This window comes from Pseudomonas sp. SBB6 (assembly GCF_024213215.1).
GTDB classification, from domain to species: domain Bacteria; phylum Pseudomonadota; class Gammaproteobacteria; order Pseudomonadales; family Pseudomonadaceae; genus Aquipseudomonas; species Aquipseudomonas donghuensis.
This window is the reverse complement of the sequence record NZ_JANAVH010000013.1, coordinates 1-25,658: the sequence shown is the minus strand read 5'-3', so window position 1 is coordinate 25,658 and position 25,658 is coordinate 1. Positions and strand designations below refer to the sequence as shown.

Below are 25,658 nucleotides of genomic sequence, written 5' to 3'. Positions count from 1 at the left end.
CTGGACAGACTGCGGCGTGCATGGGAAGGTGATCGGCTGATACCGCCAGGAACCCTGACCATGCCCGCCGCCCCTCCCCCCTGCTCCATCCTCATCCTTGCCGGTGGCCGCGGCCAGCGCATGGGCGGCCAGGACAAAGGCCTGCTCGACTGGCAGGGCCAACCGCTGATCGCCCACATCCACGCCGTGGTGCGGCCACTGACCGACGACCTGATCATTTCCTGCAACCGCAACCAGGACCTGTACCGGCCCTATGCCGATCAGTTGGTGGGGGATGCCGAAGCGGATTTCCCCGGGCCACTGGCCGGGGTGCTGGCGGGGCTGGCGGTGGCGCGGCATGACTGGATGCTGGTGCTGGCCTGTGATGCGCCGTTGATCGACCAGGCGCTGATCCTCGACCTGATGCACCTGGCCAACAACCAGCAGCAGCCGGCGATGATTCGCCAGGGAGACTACTGGCAGCCGATGTTCAGCCTGATTCCCTGTGCCCTGCGCCCTGACTTTCAGCGAGCGTGGGATGCGGGCGATAGAGGTGTGCAACGGACCTTGCGCCAGCACCCGGTGCGGGCCCTGGAGTGCGCCGAGGGCGACCTGCGCCTGAGCAATTTCAATACCCCGGAATTTTTGCGCAACTCATCATCGCGGGGCAAGCCCGCTCCCACAGATTGATGCACGACCTGTGGCAGCGGGCTTGCCCCGCGATGAGGCCGGCGATCGCTGACAAGTCCAGCTTCAGCGCAACCGCGACCTGATCCGGTGGCACACATCCAGCACCTGCTCCACCTCCCCCTCGCCCAGGTCGATCTTGCACGCCATGTTGCTGAACACCTGCGCCGCCTCGGCCTTGAGCTCGCGGCCCTTGTCGGTCAGCAGCAGGTTACGTCGACGGCGGTCGTTGGGGTCGAGGTAGACGGTGATGAAGCCGTTGTCGGCCAGGCGCTTGACGATCGGCGTCAGGGTGCCAAGGTCGAACAGGGTCAGCTCGCTCAGGGCACTGATCGAGACATCGTCCTGGCCCCATAACCCGGCCATCACCAGCAATTGCGGGTAGGTCACACCGCGCTTTTTCAGTGGCTCGGCGTAGTCACGGACCATGGCATTGGCGGTCGAATACAGCGAGAAGCACAGCATCCGGTCGAAGTCGAAGGTCGGGTCAAGCATAGGCACCTCCGCGCACGCGGCTCAATTCATGGACCGCCTCGACCAGGGTCGCCACCGCCTCTGGCGAGGTTGCCGGCGAGATCCCCTGGCCCAGGTTGAACACATGGCCAACGCCTGCGGCCGGCGGCCCGAAGGCCTGCAAGGTGCGCTGCACTTCGCGGCGGATGCAGGCCTCATCGCCCAGCAAGACGCTGGGGTCGAGGTTACCTTGCAAGGCGACGCTATGGCCCACCAGTTGCCGGGCCATACCCAGGTCACAGGCCGAGTCCAGGCTCAGGGCATCGGCACCGCTGTCGGCCATTTCACCAAGCCAGGGGCTACCGCCTTGGGTGTAGATGATCGACGGTACCCGCTGACCGTGGTGGGTCTTGTGCAGGCGCGCCAGCACCTCGCGCATGTAGAACAGCGAGAAACGCTGGTAGGCGCCATCGGCCAGGGCCCCGCCCCAGGTGTCGAAGATCATCAGCGCCTGGGCGCCGGACTCGATCTGCGCATTGAGGCTGGCCGCCACCGCTTGGCTGGTGACCTGCAAAATGCGCTGAAGCAGTTCCGGGCGGCGGTAGAGCATCTTCTTGATCAGCTGGAAATCACCCGGCGGCCCGCCTTCGACCATGTAACAGGCCAAGGTCCAGGGGCTGCCGGCAAAGCCGATCAGCGCCGCCTTGGGGTCCAGCGCCCGGCGGGCCTGGGCCACGGTCTGGTACAGGTAGTCCAGTGACTCGGGCTCGGGCACACGCAGGCGCTTGATGGCCTGCTCGTCGCGCAATGGATGGCGAAAACGCGGGCCTTCGCCCGTGCCAAAGTACAGCCCCAGGCCCATGGCATCAGGCACGGTGAGGATATCGGAGAACACGATCGCCGCATCCAGGTTGAAGCGGCGCATGGGCTGCAAGGTGGCCTCGGTGGCGTAGTCCGGCGTTTTCGCCAGGTTCAGGAACGATCCGGCGCGGGCCCGCAACTCTCGGTACTCGGGCAGGTAACGCCCGGCCTGGCGCATCAGCCAGACCGGTGTGTGCGCAGTCGGCTGACGCAGCAAGGCCTTGATTAAAGTTGTAGTGTGCAAGGACAGGTAACTCGTACTGGATTCGCGAGAATCGTTGGAAAGACCGCCTATCAGTGGCGGTTGGGCACAGCTTGAGCAATCTCCCGGCGCAAGGCCTCGATGGTAGCGCGGTAATCGCTCTGAGCAAAAATCGCCGTGCCGGCAACGAACATGTCAGCCCCGGCGGCAGCCACCTGGCCGATGGTTTCGAGGTTGACGCCACCGTCCACCTCCAGACGGATCGCCCGGCCACTGTCGTCGATAAGCTTGCGCGCTGCAGCTACCTTGGGCAATACCGAAGGGATGAACCGCTGCCCGCCAAAGCCTGGGTTGACCGACATCAGCAGGATCAGGTCGAGCTTGTCGAGCACGTAGCGAGCCGCGTCGAGGGTGCTGGCCGGGTTGAACACCAGGCCTGCCTTGCAGCCCAGGTCCTTGATCAGCTGCAGCGAGCGGTCCAGGTGCAGGGTGGCTTCGGGATGGATCGAGATGTAGTCGGCGCCGGCCTCGGCGAAGGCCTGGATCATCGCATCCACCGGGGTGACCATCAGGTGCACATCGATCGGCGCGGTGATCCCGTGGCTGCGCAGGGCCTTGCAGAACTGCGGGCCCATGGTCAGGTTGGGTACATAGTGGTTATCCATCACATCGATATGGATGACATCGGCACCGGCGGCCAGCACCTGCTCGGCTTCAGCGCCGAGGCGGGCGAAATCGGCCGCCAGAATCGATGGTGCAATCCAGAACTCTTTCACGGGTGTACTCCATTACTCATTGACTAATCGTTGCCGCGGCCCCGACTCACGTTGAAGCAGCGCAGCGTTGATCTGGCCGATCAAGGCCGCGCTCGGCTCCTCCAGGTGAAAATGGTGGCCGCCGTCATGCCAGTGCACCTGGGTGGCCCAGGGCAAGGCGTGTTTTCTTTTGTCGAACTGGGCGCCGGCAAACAGCCCCTGGCGCCCAAGCATCAGGTGCAGCGGGCAATTGATCTGGCGCAGGAAATCGCAGGCCTGACGCTCGGTCAGCTGCATCGCTTCGGGCAACACCAGGCGCGGGTCATGGCGCCAGCGGTAACCGTCGCCGACGCTGAGCAGGTCGCGCATGGCCAGCAACCGCGCGCCCTCGGCGCACAGCGTGCCGTCGATACTGTTGCGCCGCTCGCCAATGGCCGCTTCAAGGCTGTCGAACTGCGCCGTTTGCGCTGCCGAGAAGCCATGCAGGCGGGTGCGCAGGGCCAGGCGCAGCAGGCGCTGGGACTTTTTCAGGTGCTCGACGGTGTCTTCTTCGGCGATGGTAAAAGGCGCCCCCATGCCGTCGATGAACACCATGCTGTCGATCGACTTGTTCATTGCCGCCAGAATCGATGCGACCCCCGTGCCCATGGAATGGCCCAACACTGAAAAACGCTTCCAGCCCAGGCATTCGACCAGCGCGTTCATGTCATCGGCGTGTTCCCACAGGTAATAGCCGCTGTCGCCGCGACGGTGCTCGGAACGCCCGTGGCCGGCCAGGTCCGGGGCGACCACGAAGCACTCATCAAGCAGCGGCGCAATGCGCTCGAACGACGCCGCGTTGTCGAGCCAGCCATGTACGGCCAGCACCGGATGGCCACGCTCATTGCCCCAGATACGCAATGCAACATGGTTGCCGTTAACGTCCAGCGATTGATCGCGGCCTCTATTGCCCAGACTCATGTCCGTACCTCCTGTATGACTGAATCACCCATCAAAGGCGCCGTTCAACCGGCCACCGCCAGTTGTGCGCTGCGCGCCGTGTGCTGCAGCTGCTGCAGGTCGAACTTGCCGTTGGCCGTACGCGGCAGGGTGCCTTCGATACTGATCGACAGGGGTACCTTGTGCGGCTCCAGGCCGTGCCGGCAACGTTCAAGCAACTGTTCCACGCTCAGGCTCACACCTTGGCCCAAGGTGACGAACGCCCATAACGCCTCGCCGACCGACGCATGCTCGATACCGACCACCGCCGCCGCTTCGACGCCATCAATGGCATAGAGGAAGCTCTCGACTTCACTGGGGCTGACCTTCATCCCGCGCGATTTGATCACGTGGTCCATACGGCCCTGGAAGTACAGGTAACCGTCCTCATCAAGGCTGCAGTAGTCGCCGGTGTACAGCACGCTTTCGCCCGGGTACGGGCCCGGCTTGAGCTTTTGCGCCGTGGCCTGGGGGTTGCGCCAGTAACCAGCCATCACGGTGGCGCCGCGAATCACCAGTTGACCGACCTGATGTGGCTGGTCGATGCGCCGGCCTTCGTCGTCCACCAGCCACAGCTCGGTGTTGGGGATGGCGATGCCGACACTGCCCGGTTTGTCGTCTATATCTTCCGGTGGCAAGTAGGTGCAGCGCTTGCACTCGGTCAAGCCGTACATGGAAAAGATCTGCGCCTGGGGGAACAGGCCTTTCATCTGGGCGATGTGGCTCGGTTTGAGGGCCGCGCCGGTGTTGGTCACCATGCGCACCTGGGGGAAGGTCGCCTCGCGCTTGTGCGCGTATTCATGCAGGAGCATGAGCATGGTCGGCACGAACGGGATGACCGTGACCTGGTACTGGCGAATCTTTTTGATCAGGAAGATCGGCCAGGTGAATTCCTTTTCCAGCACCAGGGTGGCACCGCTGCTCAAGGCCATGATCATCTGGTAAAGGCCGTAATCGAACGACAGCGGCAACGAGCACAGCACGTTGTCAGTGGCCGTGTACGCCAGGTAGGTATGCAGCGAGCTGAGCGCCGCGAGCATGTTGCGGTGGGTGAGCATCACCCCCTTGGGCGCGCCGGTGGACCCTGAGGTGTAGATGATCGCAGCCAGGTCCAGGTCGAGGTTGCCGCACGGCAACGGCACGCCGGCGCCCTGCCCCAACAGGCTTTCGACAGTCTGGGTAATGGGGGAGTCGGCTTCGCCGTCGAGCAGTACGATGGCCTTGAGGTAGCTCAGCTCGGCGGTGCCCGCCGGCAGGCTGGCGAATTTCTCCGAGGTGGTGATCAGTACCGAGGCCTCGGCATCGCGGATGATGTAGTCGAGGCTGTCGGCCGGGGTTTCCAGGCCGACGTTGACCATCACCCCGCCGGCCCTGAGTACGCCCCAGAACGCACAGACGGTCTCGACCCGGTTGCCCAGGCACACCACCACCCGCTCCTGGCGCTGCAGGCCATTGACCTGCAGGCCGGCAGCCAGGCGCCCACTGGCTTCGTCGAGCTGGGCATAGGTGTAGGTTTCATCGGCATAGATGATCGCCGCCTTGTCCGGGTACAGGCCGTTGGGACGGTCCAGCACGTGCTGCAAAAGGACGTCAGACGCCTTCATGCTGCACCTCGAAACGCGCCCGGCGCACCGCCGCCGGTTGACGGTGAGCGTCAATATAGCCGGCCAGGGTGGCGACGGTATTGAAGTGCCCTGGGGCGATGGTGTCGGGGTTGACGAAGAAGCCTTCGATATCGTCTTCCAGATTGACCAGCAGCTCCATGGAGGTCAGTGAATCCAGCCCCAGGTCATCCCGCAGGTGCGAGTCGGCGCTGATCACGGTGTTTTCCGGCAATTTCAGCACCACCCGCAGGATCTCGCTGAGCTGGCGCTGGGTCGCCGCCTGGGCGATCGGCGTCGGCTCGCTCGTCGCCGGTGCAGCGCCAAGCATGGCCGACAGCGGTACATCGGCGTGGCTGTCACGGATGTCCAGGGCAGTTTGCCGGGCACGGGCGAGGAACAGCTGGCCGTTACTGACGATCACTTCGGCCGGGTGGCCATGGCTGTGGAACAGGGTCGGCGAAGCAGACGGGCCGTAGGCACCGGAGGCGGTGACAGCGAGGATGTCACCCTCGTGCAGGGTTTCGATCTGCAGGTCACGGGCCAGCAGATCATCGGGGCTACAGAGCGGCCCGGAGATATGGTACTCGCGCAGCGGTGCGCCAGTGCTGCCGGTGGCGTGGACGATACGGAAGTTGCGTTTGAGCACCTGGCCGCTGCCAGCGGCGGCGCCGTGACAATTGGTACCGCCATCGGTGACGGCAAACGTCTTGCCGTGGTTTTCCTTGATGTTGTCGACCGTCACCAGCAGGGCACCGCACTTGCCGGCGACGAAGCGCCCCGACTCGACAATGATCCGGGTCTGCGGGAACTGCTGGTTGAACGCCTCGAACAGTGGCGCCAGCAGTTGCTTGAGCTGGCGGGTGTCGAGTTCGCTCTCGTTCTCGTAGTACTTGATACCCAGGCCGCCGCCGACATCGACCATGCTCATGTCCAGGTTGTAGCGCCGGGTCAGGCTACGGTACAGGCCAAGAATGTACTTGGCGTTGTCGTACACCGACTGCGCATCGAGGATCTTGGTCCCGTTGTAAACGTGGATGCCTTTGATCTGCAGGTTTGGCAACGCCGCGTAGTCGCCGAAATTGGCAACGGCCGTATCTTCTTCAATACCGAAATGAGTCGGCCGCCCGCCCATCTTCCACGGTGAGCCGGAGGCGGAGAAGTTAGGGTTGATCCGAATCGCCACCGGCGCCACGCGGCCGAGTTCGCCCGCCAGCGCCGAGAGTTTGCGCAGTTCGGTTTCCGATTCGACGACGATGGCAAACACCCCCACTTCCAGGGCGCGCCGATGTTCCTCGGGTTTCTTGTAGGGCCCGAGGAAAATGATGTCCTCAGGAGCGACCCCGGCCTTCAGGGCGATTTCCAGCTCGCCCAGCGAGCAGACTTCGGTGTTGCCGCCGTAGGAGCGGATCAGTTTCACCAGGGACAGGTTCGGGTTGACCTTCAACGCATAGAAGATATCCACGCAGTCCGGCAATGCATCGCGCAACTCGTTGAAACTGCTGCGTAGCACGGCTTCATCGTAGAGGTAGGTCGGTGTCCCGAACGTCGCTTTTGCCTGGAGGACCAGTTCCTTGGAAAGCTTCATCTGTTGCTCCCTTCGTTCTTATAGTGTGCCGCCGCTGCGCGCGTACCCCGTCCCGGCTTGAGAGCACCGAGACAAGGGCGTATAGCGGGATGGCGTCAAAGTTGGTTGCGCACCACTTGCCGGGCGAGTAAGTGGGCCCGACATAAAACTTTGCGCGCAAAGTTTGTGAAATTCTGCGGCCGCATTTGCCGTGATGTCAAGATAATTCCACGGGGTTTTGTCTGCGACACAGCGACACGCTTTTGCCGGTACGTTTGATACAGAACAGAGATAAATCGCCGCACCCAATCCATAACAGGTTCGCCATTAGCCAATGAATACGGGGGTTTTATCTGATCCGGTATTAACGCCGGTTTCTGAGTCTGTTTTGTATGCCAGCAGCTTCCTAGAGTCTGCGCCTGTGCCCCTGCCCCACGGCAGGGCGAGCCATACAGGAACTGTGGAAACTAGCCATGAGCACACATCAACAGGCGCAGGCCTATAACTACAAGGTGGTCCGGCAATTCGTCATCATGACGGTGGTCTGGGGGATCGTCGGCATGGCCATGGGCGTCTGGATCGCCTCGCAACTGGTCTGGCCCGAGCTTAACCTCGACTTGCCGTGGACCTCGTTTGGCCGCCTGCGCCCCTTGCACACCAGCCTGGTGATCTTCGGCTTCGCCGGTAGCGCGCAGTTCGCCGCCAGTTATTACGCGGTACAGCGCACCTGCCAGGTACGGCTGTTCAGCGACAAACTCGCCGCCTTCACCTTCTGGGGCTGGCAGGCGACCATCGTGATCATGCTGGTCAGCCTGCCGCTGGGCCTGACCACGACCAAAGAATATGCCGAGATCGAATTCACCGGCGCGGTGTGGATGGCGATCGTCTGGGTCGCTTACGGCATCGTTTTCTTCGCCACCCTGATGCGCCGCAAGGCCAAGCATATCTATGTCGGCAACTGGTTCTTCGGTGCCTTCATCCTGGTCATCGCCATGCTCCACGTGGTCAATCACCTGTCGATCCCGGTGAGTTGGTTCAAGTCGTATCCGGTGTATTCCGGGGCCACCGACGCCATGGTGCAATGGTGGTACGGCCACAACGCCGTGGGCTTCTTCCTGACCACGGGCTTTCTGGGCATGATGTATTACTTCGTGCCCAAGCAGGTGGGCCGCCCGGTGTACTCCTATCGCCTGTCGATCGTGCACTTCTGGGCGCTGATCACCCTGTACATCTGGGCCGGGCCCCATCACCTGCACTACACCGCCCTGCCCGACTGGGCGCAGTCGCTGGGCATGGCGATGTCGCTGATCCTCCTGGCGCCAAGCTGGGGCGGCATGATCAACGGCATGATGACCCTCTCCGGCGCCTGGCATAAGCTGCGCAGCGACCCGATCCTGCGCTTTCTGGTGCTGTCGCTGGCGTTCTACGGCATGTCGACCTTCGAAGGCCCGATGATGGCGATCAAGACCGTCAACGCCCTGTCCCACTACACCGACTGGACCATCGGCCACGTGCATGCCGGTGCCCTGGGCTGGGTGGCGATGATCACCTTCGGCTCGCTGTACCACATGATCCCGAAAGTGTTTGGCCGCGAGCAGATGTACAGCGTCGGCCTGATCAACCTGCACTTCTGGCTGGCGACCATCGGCACCGTGCTGTACATCGCCTCGATGTGGGTCAACGGCATCGCCCAGGGCCTGATGTGGCGCGCCACCAACGACGACGGCACCCTCACCTACTCGTTCGTCGAGGCGCTGGTGGCCAGCCACCCGGGCTTTATCGTGCGCTTTGTCGGTGGCGTGTGCTTCTTGAGCGGCATGCTGCTGATGGCCTACAACACCTGGCGCACCGTGCGGGTGGCCGATGAAAAACTGGCGCTGAACAACGCCAGCCTGGCCTAGGAGGCACAGACATGGATGACTGGCTGTATGCACTGTACTGCCTGAGCGGCGTACTGTTCTTCTACCTGGTCACCAGCGCCTGCCTGCAGCGCCACAACGGCGAAGTGGACGATCAGGCCAGCCTGATCCCCTTCGCCGACGACCCGGCGGTCGCCCGCCGGGTTGAAGCGGCCACCGGCAAGCCGGTGCCGGCGGTGGCGCCGGATGCGGCCCTGAAGGCCTGATTTACACGAACAGCACCCGATGCTGGCAAGCCAGCTCCCACATTGGATCGGTGTATGCCGAACCTGTGGGAGCGGGACTTGCCCGCGATCGAGTGCGTAGCGCTCGTAATCCAGACGACGCGCAAATCAGCTGCCAATCCTTTCCCGCCCATCCTCGAAAAACACCTTGCGCCCATCCACCTGGCTCGACGCCCGTGGCAGGTTGGCCGCCTCGGCCGTCGGTTTCTCGACATACCAGTAGCAATGCTTCGCCGCCCGGGTAATGGCCACGTAGGCCAGGCGCAACACCTCATCCTTCTGTGCGTTGTCAAACGCCTGCGCATCGCCACTGCGGCCAAGACCAGCCTGACGATACACCTGGTTCTTGTACGGCGAGTGGGTCAGGTGCTGACAGTCGCCGAGCATGAAGACCGCATCGGCCTGCAAGCCCTTGGCGCTGTGATAGGTCAACTGCCGCAGGCGCCGTTGAGCGGCCGGCAAGCCGCTCTCGTGGTTGACCAACGCCTGCAAATGCTCGGCGATCGCTGCCTTGTCGCTGCTCTTGCGGTACAGCAACATCACCGACTCGCCATTGCGGTAATGCTCCAGCAATGTCTCGGCCAGGCTCGCCTCGTCACGCTCAAGCACCTTGACCGGTACTGGCGTTTCGGCTGCCGGGCCGCACGCCCTGGCTTTCTTGCCGCTGATAGCCGGGGCCGACTTCACGATGTGCTCGGCGGCATCGATGATGTGCTGATGGCTGCGGTAGTTGTCGGCGAGCATCACCCGGGTGCTGCTCGGTGCCGGAAATTCCTTGGCGAACTCCATGAAGTACTTGGGTGAACTGCCACGCCAGCCATAAATCGACTGCCAGTCATCACCCACGCACAGCAACGACGAATGCTGCGCCACCCGTCCGACCTGCATGGCCGGGCCGCGGCGGCGGATTTCGCGCAGGCAGGCGCGCAACCAGGAGACGATCTGCGGCGAGACGTCCTGGAACTCATCGATCATCAGGTGCGCCAACGGCCGTAACAACGGATCGGGCAACAGCCGCAGATTCTCCGGGTTGTTCTCGCCGAACAGGGCGAACATGCGGTTGTAGCTCATGATCGGCGGCGACTGGCCAAGCAGGTGCGCTTCCAGGGCTTTCCAGTACAGGCCCAGTGCTTCGAAGAACAGCGCATCGTTGTCGCCCGCCGGGAAACTCATGGCAGCGACTGCGGCGTTGACCTCAAGCCCGAGGTTCTCGATAAAGCCGGCGGCGCCGACAAAGGCATCCAGCAAGGGGGCCGCGGCAAGCTCACCCTTGACCTTGTAATCGAAGCCGGGCCCAGCCACCGCATCGCCTGCCAGGGACGAAGCCAGGCGCTTGGCAGCAGTATAATTCTCTAGCCAAATCACAGGCTTATCGCAGAAAGCTTGAAACAGGGTGCGCTTTATCACCCACTCCGCCCACACCGGCAGCTTGGCGCTGGGACGCTTGTACTGCTGGTTTTCCTTGGGGTCGAAGCCGAGCACGACGTAAGCGTCCAGCTCGGCGATATGGCCGTGGAAATGAAAACGGCTGCCGTTGATCTCGACCGTTTCGCGGCTCGGTTCGATGCCCTTGATCGGCCAGGCGCCGGCGGCGAACCACAGGTCTTCGAGCGTGTCGCACAGCTCTTCGTCGCGGCTGGCGGACAGCTGGGTCACCGCCACACGCTTTTGCACGTCGGGGTGATCACGATCCAGCGCCTTGAGCTGCAGGGCTTCGCGGCGCAGGCTGGCAATCAGCTCGGCAAAGCGCGGGCTACTGCCCAGCAGGTCGCGATAGCAGAGGTTGAGCTGCTGACGCTGGCCATCGTTGATGCGCAGGTCGAACGGGTTGCTCTCGGCGTTGGCTTCGCTGCCGCCGGGCATTTCGCTGCCCAGGGTCTCGAACGCGCGCACCTGGCTAAAGCCCGGCAAGCTGCGCACCAGCGGCAAGATGCGCGAATGGAAGGTACGCACCAGCTCACGGGCCTGGGCCTGGCTGAGGTCCAGTTGCCACAGGGCAAATACCTGGACCAGGCGATTGATGAAATCCTTGCGCGATTCGCGGGTGAAGGTCACCACGGTCATGGCGTCCAGCTCGTAGCCCAGGTAATGGCGCAGCAGCAGGATGCGCAGGACCAGCGAGGTCGATTTGCCGGCGCCGGCGCCGGCAATCACGCAGGTTGACGGCGTGTCGCTGAAGATCATCTTCCACTGCGCCGCGCTTGGCTGGGCATGGGCCGGCAGGCGCTGGGCAACGTCGGCCTTGAAGCGTTTCTTCAGCTCGGCAGTCAGCGCCAGGCGCCAGTCATCGAACAGCGCGTCGTCCAGCCCGGGCACAGCGTGAGCGTCGGGGCGGGTGTCGCGGATCACCAGGACCTGGCGCCCGGCCTCATAGCCGTCGATCCGCCCTTCTTCGTAGCCTTCGCGCAGGCCATCGGCATGGCCGGTGCGCTGACCGCTGGCATGGCCCTGGAACCAGGAATCGCGATGCTGCGCCTGCAAGTGGCTCAGGCCACGCCCGAGCAGGCGCGCGGCCAGGCGACGCAGCCACGGCAGCTGCGCAGGCGCAATCAACTCCAGGGGTAGCTTGGGACGCTCTTCAGACACACCGACTCCAACACAATGAAAACCAGCGGCCATGTTCGCTCCATCGGGCAAAAATCACCAGCCGATTGCTTGCAGATCAGTGAATTAGGCGATGAAGCGTACAAATTACCCTAGCTCTATGTATCGACAATACTGATTTTATTTAGCCGAAATTTACGCTTATTTTCGATCATTATTTGATAGATCATCTCCTCCATCCACTACCTTTCGAGGAGAGCCAACATGCTGCAACTGCGCCCATTCAAGAGCCTTGGCCATGCCAACCATGGTTGGCTCGATGCCCATCATCACTTTTCATTCGCCGAGTACTACGACCCGGCACGCATGCACTGGGGCAACCTGCGGGTCTGGAACGACGACCTGATTGCGGCGGGTAGCGGCTTCCCGCCACACCCGCACCGCGACATGGAGATCATCACCTATGTGCGCGAAGGCGCCATCAGCCACCAGGACAACCTTGGCAACAAGGGCCGCACCGAGGCCGGTGACGTGCAGGTGATGAGTGCCGGCACCGGCATCACCCACAGCGAATACAACCTGGAGAAGGTCGATACGCGCATCTTCCAGATCTGGATCGTCCCTGAGCGCGTTGGCCAGGCGCCTTCCTGGGGGACCCGGCCGTTCCCCAAAGGCGAGCGCGGTGAAGGCTTCGTGACCTTGGCCAGTGGCCGCGAGGGCGATGAGGACAGCCTGCAGATTCGTGCCGATGCACGCCTGGTGGCAGCGACCTTGCAGGCAGGGGAAACCGCCGAGTACCGCTTCGCAGCCGGGCGCCGTGGCTACCTGGTGCCGGCCAAGGGCCTGGTTGAAATCAACGGTCTGCGCGCCGAAGCCCGTGACGGGGTGGCGATCGAGGACGAGCCGGTGCTCAGGGTGACGGCGGTGCAGGACAGCGAGATTGTGCTGGTCGATGTAGCGTGAAGGGCCATCGCGGGTCAAGCCCGCTCCTACAGGTGTAGGAGCGGGCTTGACCCGCGATGCTTTTAGCGGTCAGGCAATTGCCGCATCCACCAGTTCCTGGGCTTCAGCCACCAGGCGCTGCAAATGCGCTTCATCGATGAAGCTTTCGGCGTAAATCTTGTAGATGTCCTCGGTACCCGACGGCCGCGCCGCGAACCAGCCGTTGGCGGTCATCACCTTGAGGCCGCCAATGGCCTGGTTGTTGCCCGGCGCATGGCTGAGGATCTGCTCGATCGGTTCACCGGCCAGCATCGTCGACTTGACCTGCTCGGGCGCCAGTTTGCTCAGCAGTGCTTTTTGCTGCGGGTTGGCCTTGGCCTCGACGCGGGTGGCGAACGGCTCGCCCAGCTCGGCGGTAAGTTCGGCATAGGCCTGGCTTGGGTCGCGGCCGGTGCGGGCAGTGATTTCCGCCGCCAGCAGCGCCGGGATCAGGCCGTCCTTGTCAGTGGTCCAGACGCTGCCGTCCTTGCGCAGGAACGAGGCACCGGCGCTCTCCTCGCCACCAAAGCCCAGGGAGCCGTCGAACAGGCCGTCGGCGAAGAACTTGAAGCCCACCGGCACCTCAAACAAACGACGCCCCAGGCGCGCGGTGACGCGGTCAATCAGGCCACTGCTGACCACCGTCTTGCCCACGGCGGCGTCGCTACGCCATTGCGGACGGTGCTGGAACAGGTAGTCGATGGCCACGGCCAGGTAGTTGTTCGGCGCCAGCAGGCCGTTCGGGGTCACGATGCCGTGGCGGTCGTGGTCCGGATCGCAGGCGAACGCCACGTCGAAACGCTCGCGCAGGCCGATCAGGCCCTGCATGGCGTAAGGCGAGGATGGGTCCATGCGAATCTGCCCGTCCCAGTCGACCGACATGAAGCGGAAGGTCGGGTCGACCTCGGTGTTGACCACTTCCAGGTTCAGTTTGTAATGCTCGGCAATCGCCGACCAGTAGCGCACCCCTGCCCCGCCCAGCGGGTCGACGCCCAGACGCAGGTTGGCACTGCGGATCACGTCGAAGTCGATGACGTTCTCCAAATCGGCGACGTAGTGACTCACGTAGTCATGGCGGTGGGTAGTACTGGCCGCCAGCGCCTGTTCGTGGCCAATACGCTTGACGCCCGCAAGGCCTGCTGCCAGCAGCTCGTTGGCCTTGGCCTCGATCCACTTGGTGACATCGCTGTCGGCCGGGCCGCCATTGGGCGGGTTGTACTTGAAGCCACCGCTTTGCGGCGGGTTATGCGAGGGGGTGATGACGATGCCGTCGGCAAGGCCGCTGCTGCGCCCGCGGTTGTAGCAGATGATGGCATGGGACACCGCCGGGGTCGGGGTGTACTCGTCATCCTTGGACAGCATGACCTCAACGCCGTTGGCCGCCAGGACCTGCAGCGCGCTTGCAGCGGCCGGGGTCGACAACGCGTGGGTGTCGGCGCCGATGAACAACGGGCCATCGATGCCCTTGGCCTGACGGTACAGGCAGATGGCCTGGCTGATGGCCAACACGTGGTGTTCGTTGAAGCTCAGCTCCAGAGAGCTGCCACGGTGGCCCGAGGTGCCGAAGGCAACGCGCTGGGTGGCGATGCTGGCATCGGGCTGACCGGTGTAATAGGCGGTCAACAGTTGCGGGATATCCACCAGCACGGAGGCCGGGGCCGGTTTGCCCGCCAAAGGACTGAGCTTCATGCAAAACCTCAAGAAAGGATGTTCAGGGTAATGAAAACAGGCAGTTTACTGGCACTTTGACAAGCTTGCGACGGTGACGATCCCTGGCGTGGCAATTATTTCTACTGTGGCGCCCACCAGGCCGGAAACATGCGTTGTACGCGGGCTTCGGCGAAGCGGTCATCGATCAGCAATACCGTGCCACGATCCTGCGTGCCACGAATCACCCGTCCTGCCGCCTGAATGACCTTCTGCACCCCGGGATACAGGTAGGTGTAGTCGAACCCCGCGCCGAACAACCGGGCCATGCGCTGCTTGATCTGTTCGTTGACCGGGTTGACCTGGGGCAACCCGAGGGTGGCGACAAACGCACCGATCAGGCGCGTGCCGGGCAGGTCGACGCCTTCGGCAAAGGCCCCACCGAGCACGGCAAAGCCCACGCCCTGGCCCTCGGGAGCAAAACGTTCGAGAAAGTCCTGGCGCTGCTGCTCATCCATGCCCGGTGCCTGGCGCCATTGGCTGATGGCCGGATAGCGCGCCGCCAACAAGGCCGAGACCTGCTGCAGGTACTCAAAGCTGCTGAAAAACGCCAGGTAATTGCCCGGCGCACGCCCATATTGCTCGGCAATCAGCTCGACGATCGGTGCCAGGGAGGCTTCCCGGTGCTGGTACCGGGTCGAGACGCTGCTGATCACCTGCACCTGCAATTGCTCGGCGGCAAACGGAGAGGCGACCTCAAGCCAGGCGCAATCGGCGGGCATGCCGAGCAGGTCGGCGTAATAGTGGCGCGGGCTGAGGGTCGCGGAAAACAGCGTGGCACTGCGCGCTGCCGCCAACCGGGGGCCGATCAGCGCTGCGGGTACCACATTGCGCAGGCACAGGGTCGACAAGGCACGCTTGCCCGGGCCCGGGCGCTTGCTGATATCAAACAGGAAGTGTTCGTCGAACAACTCGCTGACGCGGATGAACTGCAGTGCCTGGAAAAAGAACTGCAGCACCGCCGGGTCAATGCCGCTCGGGTTCTGGTTCAACTGTTCCTGGATCACCCCGACACACTGCTGCAAGGCCTTGAGCAGCGCCTCGGGCAAGCCGTCAACCACTCGATAAGGCGCCACCTGCTCCTTGTGCAGGGCGTTCCACTGGCGGTTGAGGCGGTCCAGGGCGCTGTTCAGGCCTGCGGGTTTGAGCTTGCGCAGGGCCAGCAACTGGCCTTGGTCGAGGCTGGCGCTGTACATCTGCCGGGCCCTCTCGACCAGGTTGTGCGCCTCGTCCACCAGCAGCGCCAGGCGCCACTGGTTGGCCTGGGCCAAGCCGTACAGCAAGGCTCTCTGGTCGAAGTAGTAGTTGTAGTCGGCCACCAGCACATCGACCCACCGGGCCATCTCCTGGCCCAGGTAATAGGGGCAGACCTGATGGGCCAGGGCCACCTCGCGCAGCGCCGCTTTGTCCAGCACTGCCACGGCCTGGGCGGCCTGGCGCGCTGCGGGCAGGCGGTCGTAAAAGCCCTTGGCCAACGGGCAGGCATCACCATGGCAGGCCGTGCCGGGGTATTCACAGGACTTGTCGCGGGCCACCAGCTCCAGGCTGCGCAGCGCAGGCTGGGTAGCGCTGGCCATCACCTGCCGAAGCGCCTCCAGCCCCAAGGCACGGCCTGGGGTTTTGGCGGTGAGGAAGAGGATTTTGTCCAGTTACTGGGGGACCATCGCCTTGAGCAACGGGAACAAGGTGCCGAGGGTCTTGCCGATGCCGGTGGTGGCCTGGGCCATCAGGCAGCGGCCGGTGCTGACCGCCTTGTACACGGTTTCGGCCAGCTCGCGCTGGCCTTGGCGAAACTGCCCATGGGGGAATGCCAGGGCCTGCAAGCCCTGATTGCGCGAAACCTGACGCAGCATCTGCTGCTCGGCCCAGTGCAGGAAGATCGCGCATTGGCCATTGAAAAACTGCTCAAGCTCCTGGGCGCTGCGTTGTTCTTCGACCAGCGTCTGTTCATCACTGTCGACATTCAGGTAGACCAGCGCCAGGCGCAGCACCGGCAACTGGCGCTGCTGGCACAGCAACCAACCGTAGACCCGGGCCTGGGCCCAGTGCAGTTGCCGGTGGTTGTCGGGCTGGCGGGCCAGGTCGCCGCGGTAGGTCTTGATTTCTTCGAGGCGATTGAGCCGCGGATCGTAACCGTCGGCGCGGCCGCGCACTTGCAGGGTCGCGTACTGCCCCTCAAGGCTGACTTCGGTCTCATACCCCTCACCCCGCCCGGCCACTACCCGACGATGGCCGCTGATGCCCTCCTCGGCGGTGGGCGACGGCGTGAAGCGCAGGTCGAGGTCGCCGACCTTGGCGCTGAACTCGCACAGCGCCCGCACCGCCACGCGGTAACTCATGGCGCCCATTGCACGTGGCAGACTTCCACCGGCAGGCCGTGCCCGGCGCAGAACTCGATCCAGCGCAGCTGGCTGTCCTGCAGGCGATCGCCCGGGCCCTTGACCTCGATCATGCGGTAGCGCTGCTGCTCGGGCCAGAACTGGATCAGGTCGGGCATGCCCGAACGGTTACCCTGGATGTCGTCAAGCAGGCGCTCGAAGCAGCTTTTCAGGTGGGCCGCGGGCAGGCAGGCCAAGGCCTGCTCAAGCAGCGCTTCGCTGAGCAGCTGCCAATAAACGAAAGGCGATTGCAGGCCCTGCTTGCTGATGAAATGGCGGCGGATGGTCTGCCGGTAGCTGCCATCGTCCAGTTGCCCCAGGCATTGTGCGAACAGCTCGCTGCGGCGCCCGTGAAACTCGGCGTCATGCAAATCCTGCGGCGCGCTCTGGAACGGGTGGAAAAACGCGCCCGGCAACGGTGCGAAGATCGCCTCCCAGCACAGTAGGCCGAACAGGCTGTTGAACAGGCCGTTCTCGACGTAATGCACCTGCCCACCGCCCTGCCCCAGGTGCAACTGCACGGCCTGCTCCACCCCCAGGGCCGCCAGCTCGGCCGGCAACTGCAACTCGACCAGGCTGACCTGCGGCTTGGCCCGCCGTGGCTGCGCCGGCCCGCCCAGCTTGCGCTGCAAACGCGGTAACATCCGCGCCAGGGCCTGGACCTCAAGGCCATTGGCCGGTTGCCGGGCAATCTGCGAGGCCAGCTCGAACGCCTGCGCCCACTGCTCGCTACGCTCCAGCACCCGCACCTGACGGATGCGCGCCTGCGGATGCTGGCTGCGCGGGTAAATGCGCAAGGCCAGTTGCCAGTCGGCCAGGCGCTCGCTGTGCTGACCCAGCTGGTACAACAGCCGTGAACGGCGGCGCAGCAACCAGGGGTTATCGCTGTCCAGGTGCTCGATGTGTTCGACCACCTGTTCAAGGGCCATGCCCTGCTCAAGCCATTCACCGCACTGGTGCAAGGCCAGCGCGACATCGATATCGCTACGTTTGCGCAACGCCCGCGAGTCGTCGCTGAAGGCCACTTGCTCGTAACGCAGCAGGCCAAGGTCGGCGAGCACGAATTCCGACCAGTCCTGGTACAGGTTGCCGAAGAACAGCAGACGCAAGCGGTCACACAAGGCCTGCAGGCGCAACTCGATGATCGGCTCATCGAAGCCGGGCAGCCATGCCTGCAGCGGCCGGGGCTGCAGATCGAGTGCCTGCAGCTGGGCCAGCAGCTCGCGCTTGGCGGCCCGCGGGCGCTCGAGCCGCTCGGCAAAGCCGCTGGCCAGCTCGTCCTTGCGCAGCAGATGGAACAATTGCTCCAGGCTCAGCAGGCTGTCATCGGCCACCCAGCCCAGAGCCAGCAAGGGCGCCAACGCTGCCTGTGCCGGGCCGATTTCGGCGTAGTCGAGCTTGCTCGGGCGAAACAGCAGCCCCTTGCGCATCACCATGCGCACCAATAAAGCCCGGGCTGCCTGCGGTTGCTGGCGAAACTGGCGGATGAAGGCCTGCTCCTGGTCGTCGAGCAGGTCGGCATAGCGCAACTCGATCCAGTCGAGCACTTGCTGGAAGTTGTGCAGGTAATAGAACGGGTCGTCGACGGAATGAGCGATCACGGGACAGTACGGGCTGGCAACTGGAACACTGGTTATACATACAGACTCGTTAGTCTGGCAACCTGCGTGCGACCAACGTAGGCTCTTGCTGGCGATTACGATCCATGACGACAAGGAAATCCCATGCGCATAGGACTGCTCTGCCTGGTCGGCCTGCTGGCTGCCTGCCAATCCCATCAGGTTCTGCCACCACCGGCACCGATAGCGCCCCATGGGCGCGATCACGCCGACGTTGGCATGATCCGCGAGCTGGCCAGCGGCCGTACCCTGACCCCGCAGCAACTGGTCGAGCGCCTGGCTGCAGCACCACGGGTGCTGGTCGGCGAGCAGCACGACAACCCCGACCATCACGCCCTGCAACTGTGGCTGCTGCGCGAACTGGCAGCCCGGCGCCCGCAAGGCAGCCTGTTGCTGGAAATGCTCAACCCCGACCAACAGAACCGGGTCGATACCGTGCAGGCCGCATCGCGCGCAGGGCAGCCACCTGCCGACCCGATCCAGGCGCTGGCCTGGCAAGCCGGTTGGGATTGGAGCCTGTACGGACCGCTGGTGACCTATGCGCTGCGCCAGCCCTATGCCCTGCTGGCCGCCAACCTGGACCGGGCGCAGGTGATGCAGGTCTATACACAGCGCCCGACGCTCGAAGGCCACGCCTCCACCACCCAACAGGTTCAAGCCACCCTGCTCGCTGACATTCGCTCGTCCCATTGCGGTTTGCTGCCCGAGCCGCAGATGCCGGCAATGCTGGCGGTGCAGCAACAACGCGACCGGCGCATGGCCGAACGCCTGCTGGCCGCGCCCAGCCCGGCGCTGTTACTGGCCGGGGCATTCCATGTGCGCAAGGACCTGGGCGTACCGCTGCACCTGATCGACCTGGGGGCACCCGGCAGCGACCCGGTACTGATACTGGCCGAGGCCGGCAAGACCGTCAGCGCCGAAAGCGCGGACTTTGTCTGGTACACCGCCGCGCAACCGGAACAGGACTACTGCGCGACATTGCGCCGCTGACGCCGATGCGCGAGGGCTCAACTGGCCTGCTGGGTGCGCCGCAGCTCGTCACTGAGGATGCTCAGGCCGTACTGCAGGTCCCCTTGCGGCCCCAGCGGCCAGCCCAGGCGCAAATGCCGACGAAAGTCGCCACGCAAGCTGAACAGTTCGCCCGGGGCGATTACCAGGCCTTGCTGCAGCAAACGATGGAACAACGGCCGGGTATCCACCGGCGCCCGCACCCGCGCCCAGATACAGGCGCCACCCGCCGGCATCTGGAACTCCAACTGGGTCCCCAGGTACAGCTGCATCTGCCGGTACAGGTGGCTCAGGCGCTCGTGCAAGCGCAAGCGCAGTTGCTCCAGGTGGCGGTCGATACGACCCTTGCTGTACAAGCGTGCTACCGCCTGCTGGCGCAAGGGCGGCAAGCGAAAACCGCGCAACAGAAACTGCCGGTGCAAGGGCCCATGCCAGTGCCGGGACAGCAGGTAGGCATAAGGTGCCTCGGCACCGACACTGCGCTCCAGTGAAGAAAAAACCAGCAAGCGTTGCGGGTCGACCAGCTCGCGCAGATAGCCCGCCGCCGCAGGCTGGAAGCACAGCTCGGCCTCCAGGTCGTTCTCCAGTAACCACACCCCGTGCACGTCAAGAAGCTGCGCCATGGCCTTGCGGTCAGCCTCCGGCATCAGGCTGCCCTGCGGGACACTCAGGCGTGACGACAGCATGGCCAGGCGCACCGGCTCTTCACGTAGCAGCCGGGCGACCTGCTCGAGGTCCAGGCCACCCTCAGGGCCCAAGGGCAGTTCAATGACCCGAATCCGGGCGGCCTGAAACACCCGCAACAGGCGCCAGGAACAGGGTGTGGTGACCAGCACCGCACTGTTATGCAACTCAAGGGCCGCCAGGGTGGTCTCCAGCAACGAACGTACATCCAGCGCCAGGTAGACATCCTCGGCACTCCAGTACAGCTGCGCCGAGCGGGTGTAGCGCGCCGCCAGGGCCGTGCGCAGCTGCAGATCGCCCCACGGCTGAGGCGCACCGGCAAGCCGCGGATACTGACGCAACAGCTGGCGCTCGATACCCAACAGCGTTGCCTCGATCGATGGCAAGGCCTGCGCCTGGCCGCCGCTGAGCACCAGCATCTGCGGCGAGTTGGCATGCTCCTGCAGGTCCTGAAGTAAATCACCGCCACTGCGCGGCTGGCCGTCCAGTGCCGGCACCTTGGCAAAGTAGCCGGACTTGGGCACCGGCTGTACCCGCCCCTCATGCTCGAGTAGTGAATAGGCGTACTGCACCGTGGAAATCGACACGTCCAGGCGTTGAGCAAGGTCACGCAGCGAAGGCAGCTTGCTGTAACTGCCCGGTGCCATCTGAGCAATCAGTTCGACCAGGTAACGGTACACTGCCCGATAGGCGAACTCGCCATGCGCCGGCGCTTTCATCCATGGCCGCCAGGCTGCTCGGCCTTGAGCCAGGTCCATGCCGTCGGCGCCAGGCGCAGGTGTTGCAGGTCCGCGCCACGGCCCTGAATACGCGCCAGCAGCGAGCGCGGCCGGGCACTGGGCTGCGGCTCTCGCTGATAGAGCATCTGCAGCAGTGGCAAGCTCAGGCCGCTGATGTCGATCATCCATTGCACCACCGGCTCGGGCGCGGGCGACTGCTGCAACGCCTTGTGCAGATAGGGCAACGCCACCAGCATGCCGGGATGACAGCGGCGCAGAAATACCTCGAGCCGCAAGCCACGGGAGACGAATGGCGCAAACAGCTGGCAAACCAGTTGCGCCTCGCTCAGGCCATAGGCCTGCAAGGCAAACTCATTGGCCTGGGCCCGGCGTTGCTGCAACTGCTCGGCGTTCTGCCAGCGGCCCAACACGCGAACCTGCACAGCACGCGGCAGGCCATTGCGCTGCATCAGCAACCGCGCCTGACGCAGGTAGGCATCGACACCTTCACGGTAATCGCTGTCTTCGATGAACTGCGCATGCAGCCCGCTCAGGTGCGCCAGCAACAACGGATTCGCCGTGCCCGAGCGTGCGCAGGCGAAATACTGCTCATCAAAGCGATACCCCAGGAAGCGGTTCAAGCGCTCGTCATGGGGCACTTCAGGATCGTGAACCAGATCATCGATGGTGATGAAGCGCATCGCCGGCGCACACACGTCACCGACCGCGGCCTGAGGGAAGGTTTTCGCCTGGCCGTACAACTGCTCCAGGTAGCGCCGTCGCAGTTCGCTCAAGCCCTCGCACAGTGAGGCGGCGCAACTGTGAATGGGCCTGATGCTCAGCAGGTCTTCCTCCCGCAGGGCCCTGCGGCTCCAGGCCAGGTAGCGCCTGCGCTCAAGCAGCGGCTGGGCGCTGATGATGGCGTCGACACCGCCACGCCAGTCGAGGGCCTGGCGACACAGCTCGGCCAGGCGCAAGTAGCCATGGCTGCCAAAACCTGCGCGTGGCAGCCCTGCCAGCAAATGACCGAACAGCAGCAGTTCATGACGTTCAGCCTGCTGTTGACTGGCAGAAGGACAGTGCCGGCTGTCAAAAGGCAGCAACTGCTGATCGACGAGCATCAACAGCTCGACCCGTGGATCATCATGCAGGAACAACGCCGAGAAGCCGTGCTCGATGTTGCTCAAGGCCGTGGCGCTCATGCCCGGCTGGCGGACCACGGCAACGCGCAGCTGAAACGTGCCCGGCGACCGCGCAGCAATGCTCAACTGCGCCGCGCGCAGGCAGGCCAGCGCATGGCTGGCATTCTGGCTGCCATCCTGGGTGAACATCAGCTTGAACCCGGCAATGCGTTCGATACCGCCGGCTGCGACGATCAAGCGCTGTATCAGCAGTTGCAAGGACGCCCGCTGGGCTTGTGACAAGTGCTCCAGCAAGCGCTGCAACACTTGCTGATAAATATATTGCATGGCCTGATCGTGAATGCTGCCCATAACACATACCCGCTATTCAGAATATGGCGACCTGAAAGAAAAATACCCCAGCGAAGAACTTTCAATCAGCAAAGGAGGATAAACAAAATTCATCCTAAGAAACTTCCTACAACCTCCTACGGAAAATAACTTCAGAAACTATTATTCCTCCTGGTTCCCCCTCCCCAGCCTGGCAGCACAACGCCTTTAACCCTCGGCTTACGACCCATCTTGCCTCACTCCATGAGACGACCATTGACGAACTATTATCGGGCGTTGCCAGGCGAATAAAAGATACAGATCAGGGTAAAAAAACAATTCAGAACTGGCTACCCAACAGTTATTATTCAGACAGCGTCACAGCACTTTTCCTCTTGTTTGAACATAGCAAGAATACTGTCGCAACACCGGGAAAAGTTACCATGGAAATATCCGAAACCAGCCTAGGAAATACCCACAAAAAAGCCCGAGTCACGGCTCGGGCTTCAGCGTTGTTGCGTTTCGTTGCGCATATTACCCGGGCAACGACAGGTCCAGCACCAGCCTGCCGCCGCACGGACACTCGTCCATGTAGCGATGTGCCTCGACCACTTTCTCGAACGGATAGGTCTTGATGATCAGCGGCGTGAGCAGTTTGTCGGCGGTGAACTGGTTGATATCGCGCAGGGCACGCTGCAGCGCCACCTGGTCCTGACTGATGCCCAGCTCCGGCTTGCCGGTGAAGTTGCCGATACAATGGACGAAGAACTGGATGTTCTTCTGGAACGCTGCGCAGGCCGGGAACGGCGTCTGGTTGCCGCCCTGCAGGCCGTACAGCACCAGGCTGCCCCGCGGCGCCAGGGCATCACCGAGCAGTGCCATCTGCGGGCCGCCGAGGCCGTCAAGAACCATGTCGACACCGCGGTTGTCGGTGTACTTGTTGATCTGCATGAGCAGGTCCTGCTCTTCGGTGACGATCACCTTGTCGGCACCGAGCCTGATCAGGTAGTCACGCTGGTCGGCCTCTTTGGTCGCGGCGAACACCTTCAGGCCCAGGGCTTTGCCCAACTGCACGAAAGCAGGGCCGGCGCAGTGGCTGGCGTCGGTGATCAGCGCCGTTTGCCCGGCCTTGGCCCGGGCCAGGTCGACAAAGGCAAAATAGGCGATCAGCAGCGGCGTGTAATGCACGCTGGCCTCGACCGGCGAGAGAATGTCCGGATAACGGGTCAACGCGTTGCGCGGCATGACGATGACTTCACCGTAGACCGGATGTTCGTTGGCACTGCTGGCCGGAAAACTGGCGACCTTGTCACCGATAGCCAAGTCGTCGACACCCTCGCCCACGGCTGTGACCACGCCCGCCATCTCGTGCCCGATCCCGGCAGGCAGACGCGCCTGGGACGGCGCCAGGTTCTGCCGCCAGAGCACGTCGTACCAGCTGATGCCGATCGCTTCTACGCGAATCTGCACCTCGCCGGCGGCCGGCTGCGCCTGGGCCTGCTCTTCGATCTTGAGCACCTCGGCCGGGCCGAACTTATGGAAACGGATCATGCGGGACATCGCAAACCTCGCCAATTGAACCTCTAATGCCCTGAACTCTATCCGGGCTTTGACGGTTAGACCATCAGTGGCCATTAATAGTCAACATGCCTGTCATTGATTGATGCTAGTTCAGCGTTCATCAATTTATGCGGTGCAGGGTACCAGCCTTTACCCGTAAGATTCACCCCTGCCCCAACCGCCTTGTGAAGCCGAGCCGATGAACCGTAACGACTTGCGTCGCGTCGACCTGAACCTGCTGATCGTCTTCGAGACCCTGATGCACGAGCGTAGCGTGACCCGCGCGGCGGAGAAACTCTTCCTCGGCCAGCCGGCCATCAGTGCCGCCCTCTCGCGCCTGCGCAACCTGTTCGACGACCCGTTGTTCGTGCGCACCGGGCGCAGCATGGAGCCATCGGCGCGGGCCATGGAAATCTTCGCCCTGCTTTCGCCGGCACTGGACTCGATCTCCACCGCGGTCAGCCGCGCCGCCGACTTCGATCCGGCCACCAGCACCGCGGTGTTTCGCATCGGCCTGTCGGATGACGCCGAGTTCGCCCTGCTGCCGCAATTGCTCAAGCGCGTGCGCGCCGAAGCCCCGGGCATCGTCCTGGTGGTGCGCCGGGTCAACTACCTGCTGATGCCGGCGCTGCTGGCCTCGGGGGAAATCTCCGTGGGCGTCAGCTGGACCAACGACCTGCCGGCCAACGCCAAACGCAAGGTGCTGCGGCGCAGCAAACCCAAGGTACTGCGGGCCGACAGCATGCCGGGCAGCCTGAGCCTTGACGACTTCTGCGCCCGCCCCCACGCCCTGGTGTCGTTTGCCGGCGACCTGGGCGGGTTCATGGACGAGATCCTGGAAAAGGTCGGGCGCAAGCGCCATGTGGTCCTGGCGGTGCCGCAGTTCAACGGCCTGGGCAGCCTGCTGACCGGCACCGACATCATCGCCACCGTACCCGACTACACCGCCGAAGTCCTGACCGCCGCCGGCGGCCTGCGCGCCGAGGACCCGCCGCTGGAGGTGCAGACCTTCGAGCTGCACATGGCTTGGCGCGGGTCGCAGGATAATGATCCGGGGGAGCGGTGGTTACGGTCGCGGATTCAGATGTTTTTCGGGGACCCGGATAGCCTTTGAGCAAAGGCTCATATTGGAACTGCAAAACAATGCGAGAGTGGTTTGCACCACCCTCGCATCCTTTCACACATGCGCGGCCTCAGGCACCGCCAAACACAATGTCGCTATTGAGCAGATCGACCCCGACCAGGGTGATGGTCGTTGTCTGTCCGCCCGTCTCGGCGACCGTCACGATGCTGTCTGCACCGCTGTTGTCGATCGATTGGACAACGGCGCTCTGGTCGCCGTTGAGCACCAGCGTGTCGCGCAGGCTTAGGCTCACATCGAAGCCGGTGACCTGGTACAGGTTCTCGGCGACAGACAGATCGATGTTGAAGGCATCCTGCTCACCGCCCGTGCCAACCAGGATGAAGTCGAACGTTGCGTTGGCCGCCTCGTTGGCGAACAGGTTGGCGTCGAACGCACTGGTCGCCGTGTCCCCGTCCTTGTCCGTCAGCGTCGCATTGAACGCCAGCTTGATATCGCTGGCCAGGTTCTCGGTCTCTTGAATGAACTGGATCACCGGGATCTTGATCTCGCCCCTGGCCATCGTCAGCTGCACCGCATCGATCAGCGCCGTGCCCTGCTTCTCAATGAGGAAGGATACCTGCCCGCCGTCCTCCGGCGTCAGGGTGTTGACCTCGATGAGGTTCGAGAACGTGCCATCCTCGTAGTAGATCCTGTAGTA

Annotated in this window: 18 protein-coding genes and 2 pseudogenes; 6 read left to right on the top strand and 14 right to left on the bottom strand. The window is 63.4% G+C overall.

Annotated features, from left to right (window positions below; translation table 11 throughout):
- Window positions 1-60: 60 nt before the first annotated feature.
- Window positions 61-669, top strand: a complete 609-nt coding sequence (mobA, locus tag NLX68_RS22095) for a molybdenum cofactor guanylyltransferase MobA (protein WP_254285797.1) — start codon at window positions 61-63, stop codon at window positions 667-669.
- Between the two features lie 63 nt (window positions 670-732).
- On the opposite strand, the gene NLX68_RS22090 is transcribed toward mobA, so the two are convergent.
- Genes NLX68_RS22090 through NLX68_RS22065 form a run of 6 tightly spaced genes read right to left on the bottom strand, consistent with a single transcriptional unit; the run spans window position 733 to window position 7,104 of the window.
- Window positions 733-1,161, bottom strand: coding sequence for a MarR family winged helix-turn-helix transcriptional regulator (locus NLX68_RS22090; RefSeq protein WP_010225236.1), 429 nt, complete (start codon window positions 1,159-1,161; stop codon window positions 733-735).
- The gene (gene hemE, locus NLX68_RS22085; protein ID WP_302056310.1) at window positions 1,154-2,224 is read right to left on the bottom strand and encodes a uroporphyrinogen decarboxylase; all 1,071 of its coding nucleotides are present in this window, start codon (window positions 2,222-2,224) and stop codon (window positions 1,154-1,156) included. Before hemE ends, NLX68_RS22090 begins: the two co-directional genes overlap by 8 nt.
- A 50-nt stretch (window positions 2,225-2,274) precedes the next feature.
- Window positions 2,275-2,958, bottom strand: a complete 684-nt coding sequence (rpe, locus tag NLX68_RS22080) for a ribulose-phosphate 3-epimerase (RefSeq protein WP_010225234.1) — start codon at window positions 2,956-2,958, stop codon at window positions 2,275-2,277.
- 12 nt (window positions 2,959-2,970) lie between these two features.
- Window positions 2,971-3,897 carry an alpha/beta hydrolase gene (locus NLX68_RS22075; RefSeq protein ID WP_254285796.1) on the bottom strand — a complete coding sequence of 309 codons (927 nt, stop codon included), beginning with the start codon at window positions 3,895-3,897 and terminating at the stop codon, window positions 2,971-2,973.
- A 44-nt stretch (window positions 3,898-3,941) separates the two neighbouring features.
- Complete coding sequence (locus tag NLX68_RS22070) at window positions 3,942-5,519, bottom strand: class I adenylate-forming enzyme family protein (RefSeq protein ID WP_254285795.1); 1,578 nt, start codon at window positions 5,517-5,519, stop codon at window positions 3,942-3,944.
- Window positions 5,506-7,104 (bottom strand): phosphopantetheine-binding protein, encoded by a 1,599-nt coding sequence (locus tag NLX68_RS22065; protein ID WP_254285794.1) that lies wholly within the window; start codon window positions 7,102-7,104, stop codon window positions 5,506-5,508. The genes NLX68_RS22070 and NLX68_RS22065 overlap by 14 nt, the downstream gene beginning before the upstream one ends.
- A gap of 452 nt (window positions 7,105-7,556) precedes the next feature.
- Here NLX68_RS22065 and ccoN point away from each other — a divergent pair, with 452 nt between their 5' ends.
- Window positions 7,557-8,984, top strand: a complete 1,428-nt coding sequence (ccoN, locus tag NLX68_RS22060) for a cytochrome-c oxidase, cbb3-type subunit I (RefSeq protein WP_254285793.1) — start codon at window positions 7,557-7,559, stop codon at window positions 8,982-8,984.
- An 11-nt stretch (window positions 8,985-8,995) separates the two neighbouring features.
- Complete coding sequence (locus NLX68_RS22055) at window positions 8,996-9,208, top strand: hypothetical protein (RefSeq protein ID WP_010225226.1); 213 nt, start codon at window positions 8,996-8,998, stop codon at window positions 9,206-9,208.
- A 126-nt stretch (window positions 9,209-9,334) separates the two neighbouring features.
- Here the strand turns inward: NLX68_RS22055 and NLX68_RS22050 are convergent, their stop codons facing one another.
- Complete coding sequence (locus NLX68_RS22050; RefSeq protein WP_254285792.1) at window positions 9,335-11,845, bottom strand: UvrD-helicase domain-containing protein; 2,511 nt, start codon at window positions 11,843-11,845, stop codon at window positions 9,335-9,337.
- Window positions 11,846-12,034: 189 nt separating this feature from the next.
- On the opposite strand from NLX68_RS22050, the gene NLX68_RS22045 reads away from it, so the two are divergent.
- Window positions 12,035-12,733: a pirin family protein gene (locus NLX68_RS22045; protein WP_254285791.1), complete on the top strand. Its 699-nt coding sequence runs from the start codon at window positions 12,035-12,037 to the stop codon at window positions 12,731-12,733.
- Window positions 12,734-12,802: 69 nt separating this feature from the next.
- Here NLX68_RS22045 and pgm read toward each other — a convergent pair whose 3' ends face one another.
- The 3 genes and pseudogenes from pgm to NLX68_RS22030 form a co-directional block, all read right to left on the bottom strand.
- A complete protein-coding gene (pgm, locus tag NLX68_RS22040) occupies window positions 12,803-14,440 on the bottom strand; it encodes a phosphoglucomutase (alpha-D-glucose-1,6-bisphosphate-dependent) (protein ID WP_254285790.1) in 1,638 nt (545 codons plus the stop codon).
- Between the two features lie 101 nt (window positions 14,441-14,541).
- A pseudogene (locus tag NLX68_RS22035) lies at window positions 14,542-16,797 on the bottom strand (helicase C-terminal domain-containing protein).
- Window positions 16,794-18,437 (bottom strand): VRR-NUC domain-containing protein, encoded by a 1,644-nt coding sequence (locus NLX68_RS22030; RefSeq protein ID WP_254285789.1) that lies wholly within the window; start codon window positions 18,435-18,437, stop codon window positions 16,794-16,796. The pseudogene NLX68_RS22035 and the gene NLX68_RS22030 overlap by 4 nt, the downstream one beginning before the upstream one ends.
- 123 nt (window positions 18,438-18,560) lie before the next feature.
- Between NLX68_RS22030 and NLX68_RS22025 the strand changes: the two genes are divergently transcribed.
- Window positions 18,561-19,445: a ChaN family lipoprotein gene (locus tag NLX68_RS22025; RefSeq protein ID WP_254285788.1), complete on the top strand. Its 885-nt coding sequence runs from the start codon at window positions 18,561-18,563 to the stop codon at window positions 19,443-19,445.
- A gap of 17 nt (window positions 19,446-19,462) precedes the next feature.
- Here the strand turns inward: NLX68_RS22025 and NLX68_RS22020 are convergent, their stop codons facing one another.
- The 3 genes from NLX68_RS22020 to NLX68_RS22010 all read right to left on the bottom strand — a co-directional run bounded on the left by NLX68_RS22020 (window position 19,463) and on the right by NLX68_RS22010 (window position 23,877).
- On the bottom strand, window positions 19,463-20,866 hold the full coding sequence (locus NLX68_RS22020; RefSeq protein ID WP_254285787.1) for a PLP-dependent aminotransferase family protein: 1,404 nt from the start codon (window positions 20,864-20,866) through the stop codon (window positions 19,463-19,465).
- Window positions 20,863-22,335 carry a hypothetical protein gene (locus NLX68_RS22015; protein WP_254285786.1) on the bottom strand — a complete coding sequence of 491 codons (1,473 nt, stop codon included), beginning with the start codon at window positions 22,333-22,335 and terminating at the stop codon, window positions 20,863-20,865. The genes NLX68_RS22020 and NLX68_RS22015 overlap by 4 nt, the downstream gene beginning before the upstream one ends.
- Window positions 22,336-22,851: 516 nt before the next feature.
- Entirely contained in the window at window positions 22,852-23,877 is a 1,026-nt protein-coding gene (locus NLX68_RS22010; RefSeq protein WP_010225212.1) for a zinc-dependent alcohol dehydrogenase family protein, read from the bottom strand.
- A 199-nt stretch (window positions 23,878-24,076) separates the two neighbouring features.
- On the opposite strand from NLX68_RS22010, the gene NLX68_RS22005 reads away from it, so the two are divergent.
- The gene (locus NLX68_RS22005) at window positions 24,077-24,991 is read left to right on the top strand and encodes a LysR family transcriptional regulator (protein WP_010225206.1); all 915 of its coding nucleotides are present in this window, start codon (window positions 24,077-24,079) and stop codon (window positions 24,989-24,991) included.
- A 79-nt stretch (window positions 24,992-25,070) separates the two neighbouring features.
- Here the strand turns inward: NLX68_RS22005 and NLX68_RS22000 are convergent.
- Window positions 25,071-25,658 (bottom strand): annotated as a pseudogene (locus NLX68_RS22000) (hypothetical protein); the annotation flags it as partial.